Source organism: Candidatus Nitrosocosmicus agrestis (genome assembly GCF_008389435.1).
Lineage (GTDB): Archaea > Thermoproteota > Nitrososphaeria > Nitrososphaerales > Nitrososphaeraceae > Nitrosocosmicus > Nitrosocosmicus agrestis.
Window position 1 is genome coordinate 13,229 of sequence record NZ_VUYS01000014.1, and the last position, 17,632, is coordinate 30,860.

Genomic DNA, 17,632 nt, shown 5'->3' on the forward strand with positions numbered 1-17,632 from the left:
TTCTACCACATACACAAGACCAGTTATAGTCTACATTGTAACATCATACAGTGAATGATCAAGTCCACATAATTTTATTATTAGATATAAAGAAATTAAAAAGTATAAATATATTGTTTTTATATATTTAAACCAAATCATTGGACCAGATTGATGACTTTCGAGCTCAAAATATTGAGGATAATGTTTGGTGCGATTTATGTGGCAACGTACTTGACGCTTGTATGTGCGTTTGTCCATATTGTGGCCGAAGTGACAAGTGCGAGTGTTGTGTGCAAGACTCCATGACTGGTGGATAGTTATATATAAAATTTTGTTATCGAAACTATATTAAGAACAGTTACAAACTATAAAATAATTAATGTTAAATTCTAGAGAGTCCATTTCTTGGGTAATTGGTGGGCCTCAGGGAAGCGGAGTTGACTCTGCATCCCACATTTTCCTGAAATCCATTGCAATGGCCGGCTTACACATATTTGGCAAGAGGGAATACCATTCAAATATCAAAGGGGAGCATAGTTATTTTTCGATACGATTCTCTGACAAGATAGTAAGGTCACATGTAGATGAAATTGACATCCTCGTAAGCTTCGATGCTGAGACAGTTCTAAGACACTCACCATTTGTAGTAAACGAGGGCGTTCTAATTTATGATCCTGACATCACAAATAAGAAGATAGAAGAAATACATACTTTGGACTTTTCATCTAAAGAAAGAATAAAGAAAATTCTATCCTCCAGTAAAAAATGTTATGATTTTAAAGGAATTTTAGAAGATCTTAGAGAGAGGGGTGTAAAACTAATTGAATTACCATATTTCGATTTGATCAAAGAATTTTCGGAAAAGATTCAGGATCACTCTCTAAGCAAATTAGCCAGGATTACAAACGTCATGTCATTGTCGGCTTCTTTGGCAATCATGAATTTCGACGTAGAATTAATGAAACGTGGTATACAAGATACATTTTCAAGCAAACCAAAGATAATGGAAATAAATACGGATGCTGCTATTTTTACATATAACTATGTCAAAGAAAATTTTAAAGATTCTTATTTCAAATATTCTGTAAATACAAAAGACAAAAAGCCAAATGCACAGAATTTGATAATTGCCCAAGGAAACCAAACATCGCCATTGGGCAAGATTGTTGCAGGGTGCAGATTCCAAACTTATTATCCAATAACACCCGCTACGGACGACAGCGAATATTTAGAATCAAATCAACTAGTTGAACAGAAGGATGAAAAATATGGATCAGTAGTAGTTGTTCAGACAGAGGATGAAATAGCTGCGATTACGATGGCAATCGGAGCAGCTTTAACCAGTGTACGGGCATGTACTACTACTTCTGGACCAGGATTTTCCCTCATGGCAGAAGCATTGGGATGGGCAGGAATCAATGAAGTTCCATTAGTAGTTACCCTATATCAAAGAGCTGGTCCTTCAACTGGCCTTCCCACAAGACAAGAACAAGGGGATTTATTGTTTGCCATTAACGCAGGCCATGGTGAATTTCCTAAAATTGTTTATGCGTCGGGTGACATTGAAGAAAGTTTTTACGATACTATAAGAGTTTTTAACTACGCAGAAATATTTCAAACTCCTGTAATTCACCTCCTAGACAAGTATTTGTCCAACAGCATAATTACGTGTAATCGTTTCAATTATCGTGAGATTAAAATTAACAGAGGCAAACTCAAACAAACTCAACCTAAAGACGAAACCTTGCCCGAATCTCGATTTAAACGCTTTGACCTAAACGGGGGTGAAATTTCAGAAAGGGTTCCTTTAGGTACTGAGAACGCAATTTTTTGGAATACGGGTGACGAACATGACGAGTATGGACACATTACTGAGGATCCAACAATGCGCAAGGACATGATGGAAAAACGACTTTCAAAATTGGAACTTATCAGTAGTAACATACCAATAGATGAACAAATATCAATCGAATTTGAAAGTGAACTAGACTTTAGCTCGGCTACTCTACTCCTAGTTCTAAGTTGGGGATCTACAAAGGGTGCAATACTCGATTCACTTGCAAGGTTGTCGAAAGAAAGAAAACAAATTCAATTCCTTTACATACAAATCAAGCTCCTGAATCCGTTTCCCGGTAAAGAACTAGAAAATGTAATAATGGATAAGATAGAAAGAATCAAGAAAAATACAAAAATCTCTTCCAAACTTTTAGTTAAATCTGTTGTAATTGAAATGAACTATTTATCGCAACTAGATCTTTTGATAAAACAGAATACTAATTTAAGGGCAGATTACAACGTTTTGAAATACAATGGCAGGCCAATGAGTAATACAGAAATATATGATTCACTTTTAAATATTATAGAAAATAAATCAGAACAAAAGGTGATTTTGACTAATGGAGTATAGTATTTCCGATTATAAAACAACTGTGCATAACGATTGGTGTGCAGGATGTGGTGACTTTGGAATTCTAAATGCAATTCAAATGACACTTTATGAAATGAAAATTTTACCTCACAACGCAGCCATATTCTCAGGAATTGGATGTTCGGGTAAAACACCGCATTTTATAAACACTTTTGGTATTCATACGTTACACGGGAGAGTATTGCCATTTGCTCAAGGAGCAAAGTTAGCAAATCCTAGTTTAAATATCATTGCTGTAGGAGGAGATGGAGATGGCCTTGGAATAGGCTCTGGACATTTTGTTAATGCAGGTAGAAGGAATATTGATCTAACTTACATTATTTACAATAATGGTGTTTACGGGCTTACAAAGGGTCAAGCTTCACCCACCTTAAAACTAGGAGTTAAAACCAAATCTTTACCACAGCCTAATGTCAACGAGAGTATTAACCCCATTGCACTCGCTTGTATTAGTGGTTTCACATTTGTGGCAAGGGGTTATTCTTATGATGTAAAATATCTAAAAGAAATAATCAAAAAAGGCATAGTGCATAAAGGACTATCATTTATAGATGTTTTACAGCCCTGTCCTACTTACAATGATATAAATACTAAAGATTGGTATCAAAGTTACAAGACGGATGAAGACAATCCATCAATAAAGATTCCCAAAATATACAAATTAGAAGATCAAGGATATGATGGTACAGTAAAGGAGGAGGGCGATATGGCTACTAAAATCCTTTCTGCAATTGAGAAATCAAGAGAATGGGAAGACAGAATACCCGTAGGAGTTTTTTATGAAAACAAATTAATTCCAACTTTTGGCGAAAGATTGCAAACTAGAATCGAAAATTATTATCAATATCCACCGTCGCAACAACAAATCGTTGATAAGGACAGCTACTCAATCACAGATATCGATCGATTGATAGAAGATCTCAAAACTGGTTGAATTCTGCAAGACCAGACAAGATTTTTTCATCTTCATATTAGACATTTTTTAATAAATGGATTCACAGATTTATTTGCTCTAGTATTGGCATTCTCAATTCAAAGCATATACAATAACCATCCAAGATCTCATTTTCGTTGCAACCAGATTATTTGCATTTTTTAAAATCTCAGAACAATATTAAAATAAGCTTACTTGTTAATTCTACCCTTCGTTACATCTATGGGTAATGATAATTGGATAAGCAATTCTATATTATAGAACGTTTAATACAGTATTTCCTAATTTTTGATATAAATAAAAAATTTGGGATTTAGTCCCATTTACTCCAGGCGGCCATCCACCTGTAAGTCCAGGTATTGAGTTTCGCACCCAAAGCTGCAATAGGCACACAAAGCACCGCTCCGGCACCGGCTCCTAACGCTACAGGACTGTTATAGAACTTTCCGACCTGTGGTTCAATAGGAGTCATGTATGGAGGTAGTGTCGGTCTTGGATACTTAAATGCCATTTCCAATGGGTCTGCTACCAGCAACAAGTTAATCATATTAAATAGTGGCAGTGACATTCCTACTAGCACACCACCAATTAATATAGCTGCGTGTTTGTTTCGCCTTGTTGCCCAGTACGCCAAATCCAATAGCATTGCAGACGGTATCCAAACTGGGACCACGACAAAGTCGTATGGGTATCCCAATGCAAACCAGGCTCCTTTTGCAACCCATGTATATATCGTCATTATAGTCGCATAATACGTAGCAGTGCCTGGAACACCTGTAAACAACATATAGTATATAGCTCCTACCACAAGCATTGTGGATTGAGAAATCGAGAACACAACAAATGATGTCCATGCCCAGTCAGTGTAGAAGATGTAATCTCCTGCGTTGATTGTAAGCAACGTACTATTAACTGCAACAACAACTATGAATAAATAGTGAGTTGTACGTCTTAACCAGACCATTAGTATGCTGTTCTTATAGGTAGTATATAAGATTTTGTATGTCAAAATTCCTAAATTGGCATAATAACAAAGACTAATTGATTAATTAACAGTCAAATAAACACTAAAACTTTAATGGGTTTTAAAAAATGGGGGTAAGGATATTACATTCTAACCGGCTTTTCACCGACTATTTTTAACATCCAAATCATACCTAATACTTCAATTACTGTGAGGACAGAGAGTGCATACAGACCACTTGGTAACGGGTAAGCCCATGGATACACGGTGACTCCAACATAAACACCACCAGCTGTAGCAACCCAACATAGAATAAATCCCAAAACTATAATTCCTTTCATATTTTCAACTCTACGGCCTATCATCCGTTCAATCTCGTCTCTGCTTGCTCCTGAAGAGCCTCCACCACTACTACTACTACTACCACCACCACTACCAGAACCAGTTTGTCCAGTAGGTTTATACCCTTTTGGTAAAGTCATTATTTGTAATAAAGGCGGTACCTTTTTAAATTTTGCTATCTAATTTCGCCTTTTTGAATTGTGTCAATTTGCAAGGATTGGAATTAAAACTAAGAATAGAAAACTAGATAAAAAAATATACCTATATATCGTTTTATCTAAGTAGATTTGTGACTATTTCACTAATACCATCCGATAGAAAGTTAAAGGATGAATCAATTTCCCCTGAAGATCAAAATAAGAGAATCAAGGGTAGTATTTTAGTAAAAAGAGGTTTTGCCCATATGCAAAAACACGGAGTGATTATGGACGTTACAAATGTGGAACAGGCACAAATAGCTGAAGATTCCGGGGCGGTAGCTGTAATGGTCTTAGACAAGTTACCATTCGACGTTAGAAAAGCAGGAGGAGTAGCAAGGACTGCAGGAGTTAAAATAATCCAAGACATAATGGATGCGGTCTCTATCCCCATCATGGCAAAATGTAGAATTGGACATATCTCAGAAGCACAGATGTTGGAAACGTGTGGAGTAGATATGATAGATGAAAGTGAGGTCCTCACCCCAGCTGATGAAGTGAATCACGTTTGGAAATGGGACTTTACTACACCTTTTGTAAATGGTGCAAAAAATCTTGGAGAAGCATTAAGGAGAGTAGAAGAAGGATCATCAATGATTCGAACAAAGGGTGAACCAGGTACTGGAAACGTTGCAGAAGCTGTCAACCATATAAAGATTCTGAATAGAGAGGTGCGATCTGTGCGCTCAGCTTATATAGACAACGATAATCAAGAATTAATCCGTTTATCACGCGAATTCAAAGTATCGCTAGAGCTGGTAAACGAGGTAGGCAGATTAGGCAGAATACCAGTGGTAAATTTTGCTGCAGGCGGGATAACCACACCGTCTGACGCATCATTCTTAATGCGGTTAGGCTGTGACGGTGTCTTTGTAGGATCAGGGATTTTTAAGTCCGAAGATCCTGCGTTGCGAGCACGAGCTATAGTTTTGGCCACGACTTTTTATGACGACTCAAAGGTATTATTGGAAGCCCAGAAAATGGTAGACGAAAAGAATTCACTATTGGGACTTGACACCAAGAATCTAGATTTAAGAATGCAAGAAAGGGGACCTCAAATTTGAATAAAAGCATTACCATCGGTATCCTTAGTATCCAAGGAGATGTCGAAGAAAATGTATCAGCAGTTCAACAATCGATGGATGAATTAAACATTGAAGGTAATGTAATTCCAATTAAAGACATGTCTAAAATAGACATGCTAGACGGACTAGTGATACCTGGCGGTGAAAGCACAGTGATTGGGACTCTATTGTTTTTGGATGAATCGCAAAAGGAAATATTGAGAAATAAAATCTTAAATGGCTTACCAGTGTTAGGAACATGTGCTGGTCTGATTTTTCTTTCAAAGCGCGCCTATGACAAAAGATTAGGAGATACAAAGCAACATCTGTTAGAGCTATTGGATGTAACGGTTGAAAGAAATGCTTTTGGAAGACAATATGAATCGTTCGAAAATCAACTATCGGTACCGGCAATTGGAGATGATTTATTTAAGGGAGTATTTATCAGAGGGCCTGTAATTACAGAAACAGGAAACGATGTAGAAGTTCTCTGCAGACTGGAAGAAAAAATAGTCGCAGTGCAGCAAAAAAATATTTTAGCTACTTCATTCCACCCAGAGCTTGCGGATGATTACAGATTTCACAAGAAATTAATAGAATTATGTCTTTCATATAATGAATCAAAAAGCATGTAGAAATATTAGTTTTCAACCCGTCATCGTGAGACGAATTCAAAATAGCTTCTGATGAAAGTAGATATAAAAAGATGAAATATTCAAGGAAAATTTTATCTTTTAAGCCCAAACACTAACCTTAAAAGTAAAATTACTGAAGATTTAATGTATTTTTTAAAATTAAATTGAGACAAATAATAAGATATCTGTGCTTGATCTTATCTGGAAATTCGAGCAGGATGTAAATTGGTAAAATAAAAAATAAATAAATATTTCATTATATTTGTTTATATTAGCTCGTTTGTAATTGATAGAATTTGAAGATATAATTGTCATGTTATGTCCTATTCAGAAGGTGCGGGAGGTGGGATTTGAACCCACGAACCCCTGAGAGACGGGATCCCTCATAAAGATCTTAAGTCCCGCGTCTCCAAAATTGGAATATTTATTTGGCCAGGCTCTACAACCCCCGCGCACTAACAAATATTGCTGAAATACTTGTATATATATCATGAATTCTACTTTTTTGGATATGGATTACATGAAATTATCCATGTAAAATAACAAAATCATCAGGATTAAGAATTTTTAATATTTTAGAGCCAAATTGCCAACTAAACTGTATGAATTTAATATGCTAGTCAAGGAAGCATTAATGTCAGAGGGTATTTGAAAGAGGCATAATTGAAAGAAGGGTTTTGAATACTTGTATAGTATTGATTGGGATCTGAGAATACAATAATAAAAAAGAGTTTAGGTGGGAAGACTAAAAACTTCGCATGTCCATTGTTGAATATTATTTCCAAAATGACATCTGACATCAATTTCAGAAATGTTAGATTTTATGGCGGAATTTAATGCATTTGCCAAGTTATTTGAGACACTTTTAGTAACATCAGCAATATCAACAAAGGGATTCGGTACCGAAGGAAGTGTCACTGTCTTATTGCTAGTCAAGTTTGTATCATTGTTTATCTGCATTATGTAGCCAATTGTGGGTGATGAGATAAAATCATTTATAATTGTAGAATTTATCAGATATTGAGAATTATTAAGAGAAGAGCTACTTCCACTGATTACGTAGGTAGTGTCAAAGAACGGTTTGATAAAAGCCGTACCATTATCAATACTGTAAGTGTTTGACATTTGTTTAAATATTAACACATTACTAGATGAATCTTCTAACGGTCTTTGGGCATTTGATGTATTCGTAGTAAATGTTAAAAACAGGAAGGCAATTATACCAAAAAATATTATAGATGTATTTCCATTCAAAGTATTTTGTATTCTTGTCAAATTATCTTTTACTGTCTAGAAATGCAATATAAAAATCCTTCAGGTTGAACAAGAAAAATGTTTGTCAAATCTCATGGACAAAGAGGTTATCCTTTTCGACTTGTCCACCGAGGATCAACAGAAACGATAAATTCATGTACCTTATTAAAAAAATCAAGTTGCACATATGCCCATTTAATAAATCATAGATAAGTAACTTAAATATGACGAATTATAATTTAGTAACGATTTACAGATAAAACTCTAATTGTTAGCTGAATTGAAATCGACAGAAAAATATACCAAAATTATTTTACTCTGTTGGAGATAAATTTTTCAGTAAACAAAAAAAGAGTATATGACACTTACTAGCAAAAGGTATGGTGTTAATAAATCAAAATAATAATTTTCATGAGGGTTTTAAAGATCTTGTCTCAAGAATGTAAAAAGATTCACATAAACAAGAGATGGAACAATACTGAAATATGTAATCCATGTTAGATTGCAATTCTTTGAATATTGACAAGACATTTCACAAAGCAATTAACCGAAACTTAAGTATGGTAAATGCTTTAGAGGGTTCAAAGATATGCAGACTAAATGTGCCAAACAGTATACTTAAATTAACCTTCAAGAGAGGTACGCCATTACACGTTTATATCTCAGCTTTAAACTTATCTAAAAAACTATAATAGTAATTTTATTTTAGATATTAACATATTAAGGTAGTAACATATTTTCATTAAATAAATTATTGGAAGCAGAGGTTGTCAAGAGACACGATATAGGCCAAAAAATGATTAGGTACATTAGAGAATATACTCAATATTGTATGATTACATCAAATAATCAAAAGAAAGAATTACAAAATCAAAGTAATTGTTAAGAGGCGAGGTTTATCAATTAGAAAGATTATTTGTAAGCAAGAGCCAAGCTACCCAAGCTCTGCAGGGGTCGATATACAGCATAAAATTTGCAGTAGGCTAGTCCAATTAATTAAGAGTTTAAAAAATCATTATTTTTGAAAAGGTAAACAATCAATATAAAAACCTGAAATTTTGTTTATATAGTATTTCAATTATCATTTACAGGTACTTTTATTTATGCCAACTCTTACATATTTAAGGTTTTTACAACTATTGTATTGTAAATACGATTTTCAAATCATCTGCTGCGCTCTGTGGTTATTGAATTCGACTGCTTTGTAAACTGTAACCATCTATGGTCCTAAACCATAATAGCTAGACAGTTTAGTTAGATCTGGATCCAGATATATCCTTGACAAAGACCCTATTGATTAATGAAATAGAAGAAATACGGCTTTTGTGTGAAAAAACTACAAAAAGATCCAGACATTGCTATTACTTCAAAATTTTTGAGGTTTCTAGTTCATTCAATTTGTGATTGATGAAATGAAGGTCAAAATAAGATTTCAGTAATTCTTTGTGCCTCAGAACAAAATTATTGAACAAGGCTATTAGTCATGTAGTCATTTATAATTATGAAGTAATATGGATGACTATGAGTATTTTGAAGACGTAAGAGTTCCATGTGAAAAATGTGGTAAGAATGATAGAGCATACTTGTGGTTTAACAAAAATGAAAAAACATATTTCACAAGTTGTGACAATTGTGGTGTAAACGAGAAATCAGATAGTACAGAAATTATAGGGAACAAAAAACAGGTATTCTGTTGTGAAGGGTTTAAAGAATTTACAAATCAGGAACTATATATAGACAAAAACCCACGAGTATTTGAGCTTAGAAGAAGACTATTTTATTATCTTGAAAATAGTTCTAACCCTACGGTTGAACAGATAAAATATTGTCCTTTCTGCGGAGTTAAGTTCGTCGGCGTCGGCGTTGTAGATTAGTTTGAAATTAGTACTTGCTGTTTCTTCTAACAGGAGAAAAACGATCATAACATCAAGGTAATTTCTACTTTGATGAAGCTCGTAAATTTTTGAAAATCTGGTAGGCTAGGTTCCGCCGGAATCAGATAAAATCTGAATAAACATCATTTAACGGATTGAACTTGCCATATATAGGTCAAAATTTTATTAATTTATGTTGCAATGGTTCGGTAATAAGAGTAGTTAATTTAGTTTTGAAGCTAATAATTCTTTTGAAATAGTCATTTTAGGAAAAATTTAGACCTACAGTCTACCAAATAAATATTCAATTCTAACGTCAGTTGCTGTATGACATTGATAAAAACAGGAAAGTCCAATAATCTAGAGGATCCTAGGTAACACATATTAATGGTGATGAATTTGAAGGTGGAATAAGATATACAAATAAAGGTGTAAACAGGACCGAATAAAATATGTGTTACGAATTGGGAATGGATAAAGTGTTTATTTCGGAATCAAACGAGATTTTCATTGCTCTTCTCAACCGGCATGAACACTACCCCTTGAGGATTATCGAAGATATATTTGAACAATGACAAATAATCCCAACAGTCATCGGTCACTTCCATCAACTTAGGGAAACATGGGATTAGTCATATTATTTAGTGTAAAGTTCAAACTCAATTTTTTTACAGTCAAAAACCTTGGGTTGAGGTATTTTAACCCCGACCTTTTCCTTTTCAAGGCTTTTAATAGAAATTGATCCTAATACCGGGTTATGATATAATAGTGGTAAGAGATTTTTGATAAATGATAATATTTAATGTTCCATAGAATGGTGTAGATCATCTCAAAAGATTTAGAAAAATTCATGTGGTTTTGAAGAAATAGAACTTCAGTCTCTGAAAATATGGAATTAATCCTCGGCATTAAAGAAATAATTTTTTTGGTTTTATATTTGCCTTGAGAGATCAGAAAAATGATTAGAAAAATAGCCACAGTAATTGAGCAGGGTTTATATGTTTTTCATGTTGCCATCAAACCCTCAATGATACTACTTCATGGGTTAAGAAACTAAATTTGTCTACAATAAAAAAAATAATTAGCTAATAGTAGATGTTCCAACATTATATCTTAATAGGCTGATGGATAACAACTTCAGTAAACTACTGAGGTCAATGTAAGAATTGAGGGTTCATAAGGTATTCGAAATAAAATATAGTTTTGGAAAATTTCTTGTATTTATGGATCAATTTAATTCAACTTTATATATGAACTATTGCAATAGATGATTATGATTGAGAAAGAATTTGTTTTGGATAAGAGGCTAGTGTTTGTATATATTGTTACAATTATTCTAGTAACCGTACCTTTGGTAGGATCATGGACAAGTGCTTTTGGTCAAAATAGTACAGGGACAAGTGCTTTTGGTCAAAATAGTACAATTCCCAATGTTGTTAATGAAACGGTTATTGATGATTATGATTACTATGGTCAGCCTATTTACTATTATGAAGATGATGATACTGATGATGATACTGATGATGACAACTCTAATGGAGGAAATAATTACTACTATACTGACAATAGTGGTAATGCATACTTCAAGGACGAGAATGGTAATGCATACTTCAAGGACGAGAATGGTAATGCATACTTCAAGGACGAGAATAACAACTTATACTATAAAGACCTTCAAGGCCACCGCTATTGGTATGACAATGATGGTCACAAGTACTATTATGCAGATAACAATCTTAACCAGAAATTCCATTATGATGACAACGGGAATAAAGTAGTCCATGATGAAAGAGGAGATAGTAGGACTGCTTATGACAGCCATACAAGTGGAACACATGCCCACTATTCGATTTTTAACAATGGTAATCATGTACAACAAAATGGTAATGGACATTTTATCCATCATGAGGGAATTAGCCATGAACACATTGGTGGCTTTTCGCCACAAGCAGGTGGAGGAGAATTTAGAAGCCATGGTGGTAGATAAGTAATTCATTCATAGTTTAATGGATTCTGGGTAAATGACCCATTACAACCCTGTGTTGTTCATTAGATAGTTGTTGCGAGTTTGCAAGAATTGGATATCAAAAAATTATTTGAAAAAGATTCAAAGGATTATTATCAATTTACTTCTTTTGTCACTACGGAATCAAAAGCCAATAGACAATCTCAATCTTTGGTTAATACCCAAGTCCATTAGTATTCTTCTGGACTTTGCGATTCGAAATGAAGAAAGATAAGAAAGTAGCCAATCACTCATCAGGTATCTTTTATTCTCATACTTTACTGAGTGTCGCAATATACCGTCACCAAACCATTTGATTTTATATGGCTAATAAACAACCTCCTTATTACATGGACGTGAAATTTTAAAAAAGATAGAATTCTCGGCTATGGGTCTGTTACTATAATACCTATGGAAGATCATTATTATGCTTTTATGCTATGAAGGTATTTCTTTCAAAGAGTTAGACATATCCAAACTTTCTCTTTAGTACTGAGGACCTTCTTCCCTCAGCAAAAACTCATGAAAATTCCTAAAAAAAACCAGGATATGAATTTTATGATACTTAGAATAGTCATTTATTTTATTTATTGGCACGAAAAGTCTAATTCAACCACAAATCATTTGGAATAATTGAATTGACAAACTGTAATTACAGATTAATTCATGTCAAATTAGAAAAAAACAGGTTTTCAAAAATAGTTATAATAAAAAAATTAATGGGGCTTTTATCTAATTTATTGTTGTGCTGCAGCGTTGTTACCGTCATTCAAGTTGAGTGTAAAAGCCAAGTTGTTGCATGAAGCTATTGTATTACCTTGTTCGGAAAAACATTCAGAATCCTGACCAGTAATTGAAGATTGTTCTATGAGCTGCAGTAAGTCATTTGATTTCGTGTTTTTTCCTCCTGCGTATGCCATGTTATCACCAAAAGTTACTACAGAGCCAATGAGAGCTGCTGCAAGAAACATTGATAGAAATGATAGTTTGATTTTCTTATCCATGAATTTATGTATGCAATCCATTATAAATGAGCTCAGCAACCCGTTACCAAAAAGATATTCTTTAACATCATCACAAAAAAATGTACTATATAAGATAATTTGTGGATATAGAAGGATAGATAGAGCGTTCAGCGGATCTGTTTTTAGATAATATTGCATAAGGATTTGTTAGTGATACAATCGTACCACTTCCCTCAGCAAAATGTAAGAATACTAGAGAAGATAGATAAAAAACAATTAATCGGTGTGTGTAGGAAAAGGGGACGCCTGGCTCTCATCCACCCTTCAAGAAATTTTGACACAACGATATCATCCCTAAGTATACAACAAGACCATACTTTAAACAACTATCAAAATTTGCTTAAACACACAATTACCGTCGCCAAAACATTTATCAAATCACCAACAAAAATTTCACCCGTTTTATATTCCGAGATTCTTAAAAATGTCAAAATGACTCACGGGAAATACAAGTAAAATCCGGGATAAAAAGTTCTCAGTATTATTCCTGTAATCTTTCGTTCAAATAACGGCCTAATATCTAGTGCTTAAGATTAATATGGTAAATAAACCAAAGATTTAAAGCAAAAAAATCTATACCTATTAGTTACATTAAGAATAATAATCAAATATTTCAAAAAACCTTTCTAAACTCAAAAAACATTCATATTTTGTTATTGTTTGGGTCGAATAGTTATGGAAAATACTAACCAAAAAAAACAAATTTCAATAGCAGTGACGAGAGTAGTCCTGTCAATTCTTATTATAATAGGCATTACAGCAATCTCATCTTTGTTTGACCAGAAGGCCGATGCACCCACGGGGAAGCCCGATAAGTTCAACAAATAGTCTGGCGGTAATGGGGGAGACGGTGGCAAAGGTAGCTCATGAAATACCGATGTATACCGTGGCGACTCCGGCTCTGGCGGAGTGGATGACAGTGGTGGAACAAACGACTAATTTCAAGACACTCCATTAACTGAAGTATAATTTTCGAGACTATTTGAAATAGCCAATTATAAATCAAACTAGATTTTTTTTACTCATGAAGATTAGCCAAAGGTATATATCCCTTTTAATGCCATCACATACCATTTTTTACCCTATCAAACCAAGAATTTCATAATAGTTCTTGGAATAAGAGAAGCGCGCCTTTGAAGTATGCTTATTAAAGTTTTTCTCAAGATATAGTTCAACACTAACCCAATAAATTTGACTGAGGAGTACACTTCTTACTAAATTTGGTAAGATACTTGCCGATTTTGGAAAGATCGGGTCTCTATTAGCGGAATCATCAAGGAATACAAAGTGGCTTTCTTATAACCAAACAAAAAAGCCTTGGGCGGGAATTGAACCCGCGACCTTTGCCTTACCAAGGCAACGCTCTGGCCAGGCTGAGCTACCAAGGCATGTCATATTAAAAAAAATGCAGACATAATTTAACCATTTCTTTTTATGTGTACAAAAATCACTAAAATTTCAAGCACAATTCAGGAATATTAGGAAAAAAATTCCATCATAGAGGTAGTGAAATATACAGATATAAACTCTTGGGAAAAAATACCCTTTGATAAAAATAATCATATTATAAATGGTTACCTCATATTTTTGCTATAAGATGAGGTGCATAAAACGTAAATGAAAATTGACTTCTCTTGAAAGACGAAATATATATGTTATATTTGGTTTAACGTTCTTACTCAAGTTTCTCAAATTTAATTAAATTACTAGCTTAGCGCTATCCACAAATTAATGATAAATATCATTCATTTCCATTACTTTCCTCAATGATCTGAACCTATTATGATCATCCATAAGGATTTTTGATAATTTTCTGGTTATGTCAGTTACGCTAATTATTCCCATTAACCGATTGTCAGATTCTAACACCGGCAACCGCTTTATTTTATTTGAAAGCATAATCCTAGTTGCGGTATCAACTGAGTCAAAAGTCATGATTGTGATAAGAGGAGACGACATAAGTTCTTCTACTAACACCTTACTTGGATTGAGTTTTTCAAGGCAAACCCTCTTTACAAGGTCTCGCTCGGTTATAATGCCTATTGGAACCTTATCCCGGTCGATCACTATCACAGAACCAATCTTATTTTTAGTCAAAATGGATGCGACATCGTATGCAGTTTTATTTGCATACGCAGACACCGTAACTGGTTCACGATAAGACATTATTTCGCTTACTGCGCTCATCTAGAGAGAATAATCAATTAATACTTTATATAAAATTATGAATTCGTCCAAACCACTATATTGGTTTGTTGGGTAGAGTAAGCAAATAAAAAAACAAAGGTACATAAATTAAATATTTAGAATTTTAGACATAATTTAATGCTATTCATAGAGCTCGCACAGACCTTCGAAAAAATGGAAAAAACCCGCAGTAGAATTGAACTTACATATCACTTGGTGGAGCTATTTACCACTACACCAGCTGAGATAATAGACAAGGTAGTATATCTAATCCTGGGGAAATTAGGACCAGATCACGAGTCCAGTGAACTTGGAATTGCAGATAAAATTGTGATCAAAACTTTATCTCACTCAAGTCGAATTCCTGTAGACAAAATAATCAAAGAATATAACTCAATAGGTGACTTAGGTGAAGTAGCCTACAAATTCCTCACAGAAAGAACTCAATCTACATTATTTGCTCAGGTACTAACTGTAGACAAAGTCTTTTCTACATTGTTAAAGATAGCCCATACATCAGGAGTCGGATCTTTGGATATTAAAATAAGACTTGTTAATAGCTTAATTAACAGTTCCTCCAGATTAGAATCAAAGTTCATAGTCAAGTTAATTCTAGGCAATTTAAGGCTAGGAATAGCTAATTTTACATTGTTGGATGCATTAACATTAGCATTCACAAAGGATAAGAAAAATAGAGTAATATTGGAACGGGCATATAACGTCTCCAGTGATTTAGGGAAAATAGCCGCTACACTTGCTAATGGGTCTCTTTCGGAAGTACAGTCAATTTCAATATCCCTTTTCACACCTGTTAGACCAATGCTGGCTGAGCGTGCTGTCGATTCTCCAGAAGCTTTGAAAAAGCTTGATGGTTTTGGACTAGCGGAATTCAAAATTGATGGTGAGCGAATTCAGATTCACAAACAGGGTGAGAAAATAGAATTGTTTACTAGAAGTTTGGAGAATGTATCTTCAAATTTTCCAGACATAATCAACATGATTAAACTACTTTCTCCTAAGGAAATGATAGCTGAGGGGGAGATTGTAGCCATTAATCCTAACAATCTAAGATATCTACCCTTTCAAAATTTAATGCGAAGGAGGAGAAAATACAAAATTCAAGAAGCAGTTAAGGCTTTTCCAGTGATGCTGAATTTATTTGACATTCTCTTTATTGATGGTAACGATACTACTAATCTACCTTTTTTAGAGAGAAGACGGCTTTTGAAATTCGCTCTGAAAGACAATCGGAGTGACAGAATTAAATTAATTGAACAAACTCAGGTCTCATGTACAAAAGACATTGATGCTTTTATGACCAAAGCATTAGAAAATGGGTGTGAAGGCTTGATGTTAAAAAATCCCAAAACAGAATACAGAGCAGGAGCAAGAGGTTGGGCTTGGATTAAACTCAAAAAAGAATACTCTGGAAAGGTCATAGACTCGATGGATTTGGTGGTGCTTGGTGCACTTCATGGAAAAGGTAGAAGGGTGGGAAAGTACGGAGCCCTCCTATTAGGCGCTTATGATAGAGTTAATGACACTTTTTACACTATAGGAAAAGTTGGTACTGGCTTCACAGATGAAATTCTTTCATTGTTATCCGACAGGCTGAGCAAGTTAGTGCTACAAGGAAAGAGTCCAAGAGTTGAAGCGGGTTCTTTAATGATGGATGTATGGTTTGAACCAAGAGTTGTTTTAGAAATTATTTCTCCTGAGATTACACTTAGTCCGATATATACCGCAGCAAGAGATGCCGTAAATCTAGGTAATGGACTAGCGCTTAGATTTCCTAAATTCTCAGGGAAGATAAGAGAAGATAAACTTCCAGAGGACAGTACCACTATAGATGAAGTCTTGGAACTATATCGAAATCAATTTAAGCAAAAATCAAATTGATTAGATCAGATACCGAAAATCACAAATATTTATTTTACCATCATCGCTGGAGTCACAGCTATGGAGCGCCATTGAAATAATTCATCAACTTTGAGTTCAAGAGTCAATTTCATCAGTAGTGGAACAACTATGGATACATTTATGGGTATTTTATCCTAAATTTTGTTTTTTTAAGAAAATAGAAATCACCTATTCATTAGGTATGCTCTTCTCCATTATTTATACGGTCAAATAAGATGGTTTCTGATACAATTCCCTCAAAATTATAGATGATTTAGGTTTGATTTGGTGATATATCTGATGTCATTTGTAATAATATTCTGAATGGTTATAGGGTCTGATACTTATTGAAACTTTCACTAACATAGACCATTTTTGGAGTAGGAGAGATTTCAAACAGTTAACAGTCAAGAGTTGAAAGTGTACTAAATGTCATTATTAGACCATTTTTGGAATTAATATAAAATATACCTCTGCAAGATCATTTATGACAACTTTTATTTAGTTCCGATCAAGCATAGGTTTATTTTTTCGTAAACAAGCAGTAATAAATAAGTAATAAATGCGACTTCATTATTGGAGAAATATACCCCATGAGTCTAAAAATCAAGGATTACGAAACATCAAAATTGTATGATAGTTCATCAAATTAAATAATTATCCTAAACGAATGTTGTAATTTAGAATTTTTAAATCCTTTGGTTAGATTATTCTTACATTATTTTTAATAATAGAAAGAACACTAGCAGGAATTACCAATAGTTGGTATAAAGAATCTGACTCTTATCGACTTTACCCCGGTCGATTGAGACATAAATCTATAGAGATTTATTCATATGGAT

14 protein-coding genes and 2 tRNA genes are annotated in these 17,632 nt (G+C 34.0%); 9 read left to right on the forward strand and 7 right to left on the reverse strand.

Annotated features, from left to right (window positions below):
- Positions 1-361 precede the first annotated feature (361 nt).
- Both F1Z66_RS09710 and F1Z66_RS09715 read left to right on the forward strand, forming a co-directional pair.
- On the forward strand, positions 362-2,389 hold the full coding sequence (locus F1Z66_RS09710) for a 2-oxoacid:acceptor oxidoreductase subunit alpha (protein WP_149863423.1): 2,028 nt from the start codon (positions 362-364) through the stop codon (positions 2,387-2,389).
- Positions 2,379-3,344, forward strand: coding sequence for a 2-oxoacid:ferredoxin oxidoreductase subunit beta (locus F1Z66_RS09715; RefSeq protein WP_149863424.1), 966 nt, complete (start codon positions 2,379-2,381; stop codon positions 3,342-3,344). The genes F1Z66_RS09710 and F1Z66_RS09715 overlap by 11 nt, the downstream gene beginning before the upstream one ends.
- Before the next feature lie 313 nt (positions 3,345-3,657).
- On the opposite strand, the gene F1Z66_RS09720 is transcribed toward F1Z66_RS09715, so the two are convergent.
- Together F1Z66_RS09720 and F1Z66_RS09725 are read right to left on the reverse strand one after the other, a co-directional pair.
- Positions 3,658-4,308 carry an ammonia monooxygenase gene (locus F1Z66_RS09720; RefSeq protein ID WP_134482982.1) on the reverse strand — a complete coding sequence of 217 codons (651 nt, stop codon included), beginning with the start codon at positions 4,306-4,308 and terminating at the stop codon, positions 3,658-3,660.
- 143 nt (positions 4,309-4,451) lie between these two features.
- Positions 4,452-4,790, reverse strand: coding sequence for a hypothetical protein (locus tag F1Z66_RS09725; protein WP_149863425.1), 339 nt, complete (start codon positions 4,788-4,790; stop codon positions 4,452-4,454).
- A 197-nt stretch (positions 4,791-4,987) separates the two neighbouring features.
- On the opposite strand from F1Z66_RS09725, the gene pdxS reads away from it, so the two are divergent.
- The gene (gene pdxS, locus F1Z66_RS09730) at positions 4,988-5,911 is read left to right on the forward strand and encodes a pyridoxal 5'-phosphate synthase lyase subunit PdxS (RefSeq protein ID WP_255437915.1); all 924 of its coding nucleotides are present in this window, start codon (positions 4,988-4,990) and stop codon (positions 5,909-5,911) included.
- Complete coding sequence (gene pdxT / locus F1Z66_RS09735; RefSeq protein ID WP_201448582.1) at positions 5,908-6,546, forward strand: pyridoxal 5'-phosphate synthase glutaminase subunit PdxT; 639 nt, start codon at positions 5,908-5,910, stop codon at positions 6,544-6,546. Before pdxS ends, pdxT begins: the two co-directional genes overlap by 4 nt.
- Positions 6,547-6,881: 335 nt before the next feature.
- On the opposite strand, the gene F1Z66_RS09740 is transcribed toward pdxT, so the two are convergent.
- Both F1Z66_RS09740 and F1Z66_RS09745 read right to left on the reverse strand, forming a co-directional pair.
- A tRNA-Leu gene (locus tag F1Z66_RS09740) sits at positions 6,882-6,998 on the reverse strand.
- 280 nt (positions 6,999-7,278) lie between these two features.
- Positions 7,279-7,821: a hypothetical protein gene (locus tag F1Z66_RS09745; protein WP_149863427.1), complete on the reverse strand. Its 543-nt coding sequence runs from the start codon at positions 7,819-7,821 to the stop codon at positions 7,279-7,281.
- Positions 7,822-9,311: 1,490 nt separating this feature from the next.
- Between F1Z66_RS09745 and F1Z66_RS09750 the strand changes: the two genes are divergently transcribed.
- Together F1Z66_RS09750 and F1Z66_RS09755 are read left to right on the forward strand one after the other, a co-directional pair.
- Positions 9,312-9,674, forward strand: coding sequence for a hypothetical protein (locus tag F1Z66_RS09750; protein ID WP_149863428.1), 363 nt, complete (start codon positions 9,312-9,314; stop codon positions 9,672-9,674).
- Positions 9,675-10,947: 1,273 nt separating this feature from the next.
- Positions 10,948-11,661, forward strand: coding sequence for a hypothetical protein (locus tag F1Z66_RS09755; protein ID WP_149863429.1), 714 nt, complete (start codon positions 10,948-10,950; stop codon positions 11,659-11,661).
- 755 nt (positions 11,662-12,416) lie between these two features.
- On the opposite strand, the gene F1Z66_RS09760 is transcribed toward F1Z66_RS09755, so the two are convergent.
- On the reverse strand, positions 12,417-12,704 hold the full coding sequence (locus tag F1Z66_RS09760; RefSeq protein WP_149863430.1) for a hypothetical protein: 288 nt from the start codon (positions 12,702-12,704) through the stop codon (positions 12,417-12,419).
- 150 nt (positions 12,705-12,854) lie between these two features.
- Here F1Z66_RS09760 and F1Z66_RS09765 point away from each other — a divergent pair, with 150 nt between their 5' ends.
- Entirely contained in the window at positions 12,855-13,160 is a 306-nt protein-coding gene (locus tag F1Z66_RS09765) for a hypothetical protein (RefSeq protein WP_149863431.1), read from the forward strand.
- A 219-nt stretch (positions 13,161-13,379) separates the two neighbouring features.
- Positions 13,380-13,532 (forward strand): hypothetical protein, encoded by a 153-nt coding sequence (locus F1Z66_RS15520; protein WP_154670538.1) that lies wholly within the window; start codon positions 13,380-13,382, stop codon positions 13,530-13,532.
- A 485-nt stretch (positions 13,533-14,017) separates the two neighbouring features.
- On the opposite strand, the gene F1Z66_RS09770 is transcribed toward F1Z66_RS15520, so the two are convergent.
- Together F1Z66_RS09770 and F1Z66_RS09775 are read right to left on the reverse strand one after the other, a co-directional pair.
- Positions 14,018-14,092: transfer RNA gene (locus F1Z66_RS09770), tRNA-Thr, on the reverse strand.
- Positions 14,093-14,432: 340 nt separating this feature from the next.
- The gene (locus tag F1Z66_RS09775; RefSeq protein WP_149863432.1) at positions 14,433-14,891 is read right to left on the reverse strand and encodes a CBS domain-containing protein; all 459 of its coding nucleotides are present in this window, start codon (positions 14,889-14,891) and stop codon (positions 14,433-14,435) included.
- A gap of 138 nt (positions 14,892-15,029) precedes the next feature.
- On the opposite strand from F1Z66_RS09775, the gene F1Z66_RS09780 reads away from it, so the two are divergent.
- The gene (locus F1Z66_RS09780) at positions 15,030-16,790 is read left to right on the forward strand and encodes an ATP-dependent DNA ligase (RefSeq protein ID WP_149863433.1); all 1,761 of its coding nucleotides are present in this window, start codon (positions 15,030-15,032) and stop codon (positions 16,788-16,790) included.
- The last annotated feature ends 842 nt before the right edge of the window (positions 16,791-17,632 follow it).

Excerpts from the sequence above, each read along its gene's own strand:
- F1Z66_RS15520 (WP_154670538.1), top strand. The coding sequence starts at position 13,380 with ATGGAAAATACTAACCAAAAAAAACAAATTTCAATAGCAGTGACGAGA.
- F1Z66_RS09725 (WP_149863425.1), bottom strand. The coding sequence starts at position 4,790 with ATGACTTTACCAAAAGGGTATAAACCTACTGGACAAACTGGTTCTGGT.
- F1Z66_RS09750 (WP_149863428.1), top strand. The coding sequence starts at position 9,312 with ATGGATGACTATGAGTATTTTGAAGACGTAAGAGTTCCATGTGAAAAA.
- F1Z66_RS09715 (WP_149863424.1), top strand. The coding sequence starts at position 2,379 with ATGGAGTATAGTATTTCCGATTATAAAACAACTGTGCATAACGATTGG.
- F1Z66_RS09780 (WP_149863433.1), top strand. The coding sequence starts at position 15,030 with ATGCTATTCATAGAGCTCGCACAGACCTTCGAAAAAATGGAAAAAACC.
- F1Z66_RS09760 (WP_149863430.1), bottom strand. The coding sequence starts at position 12,704 with ATGGATTGCATACATAAATTCATGGATAAGAAAATCAAACTATCATTT.
- F1Z66_RS09720 (WP_134482982.1), bottom strand. The coding sequence starts at position 4,308 with ATGGTCTGGTTAAGACGTACAACTCACTATTTATTCATAGTTGTTGTT.
- F1Z66_RS09775 (WP_149863432.1), bottom strand. The coding sequence starts at position 14,891 with ATGAGCGCAGTAAGCGAAATAATGTCTTATCGTGAACCAGTTACGGTG.
- F1Z66_RS09710 (WP_149863423.1), top strand. The coding sequence starts at position 362 with ATGTTAAATTCTAGAGAGTCCATTTCTTGGGTAATTGGTGGGCCTCAG.
- F1Z66_RS09755 (WP_149863429.1), top strand. The coding sequence starts at position 10,948 with ATGATTGAGAAAGAATTTGTTTTGGATAAGAGGCTAGTGTTTGTATAT.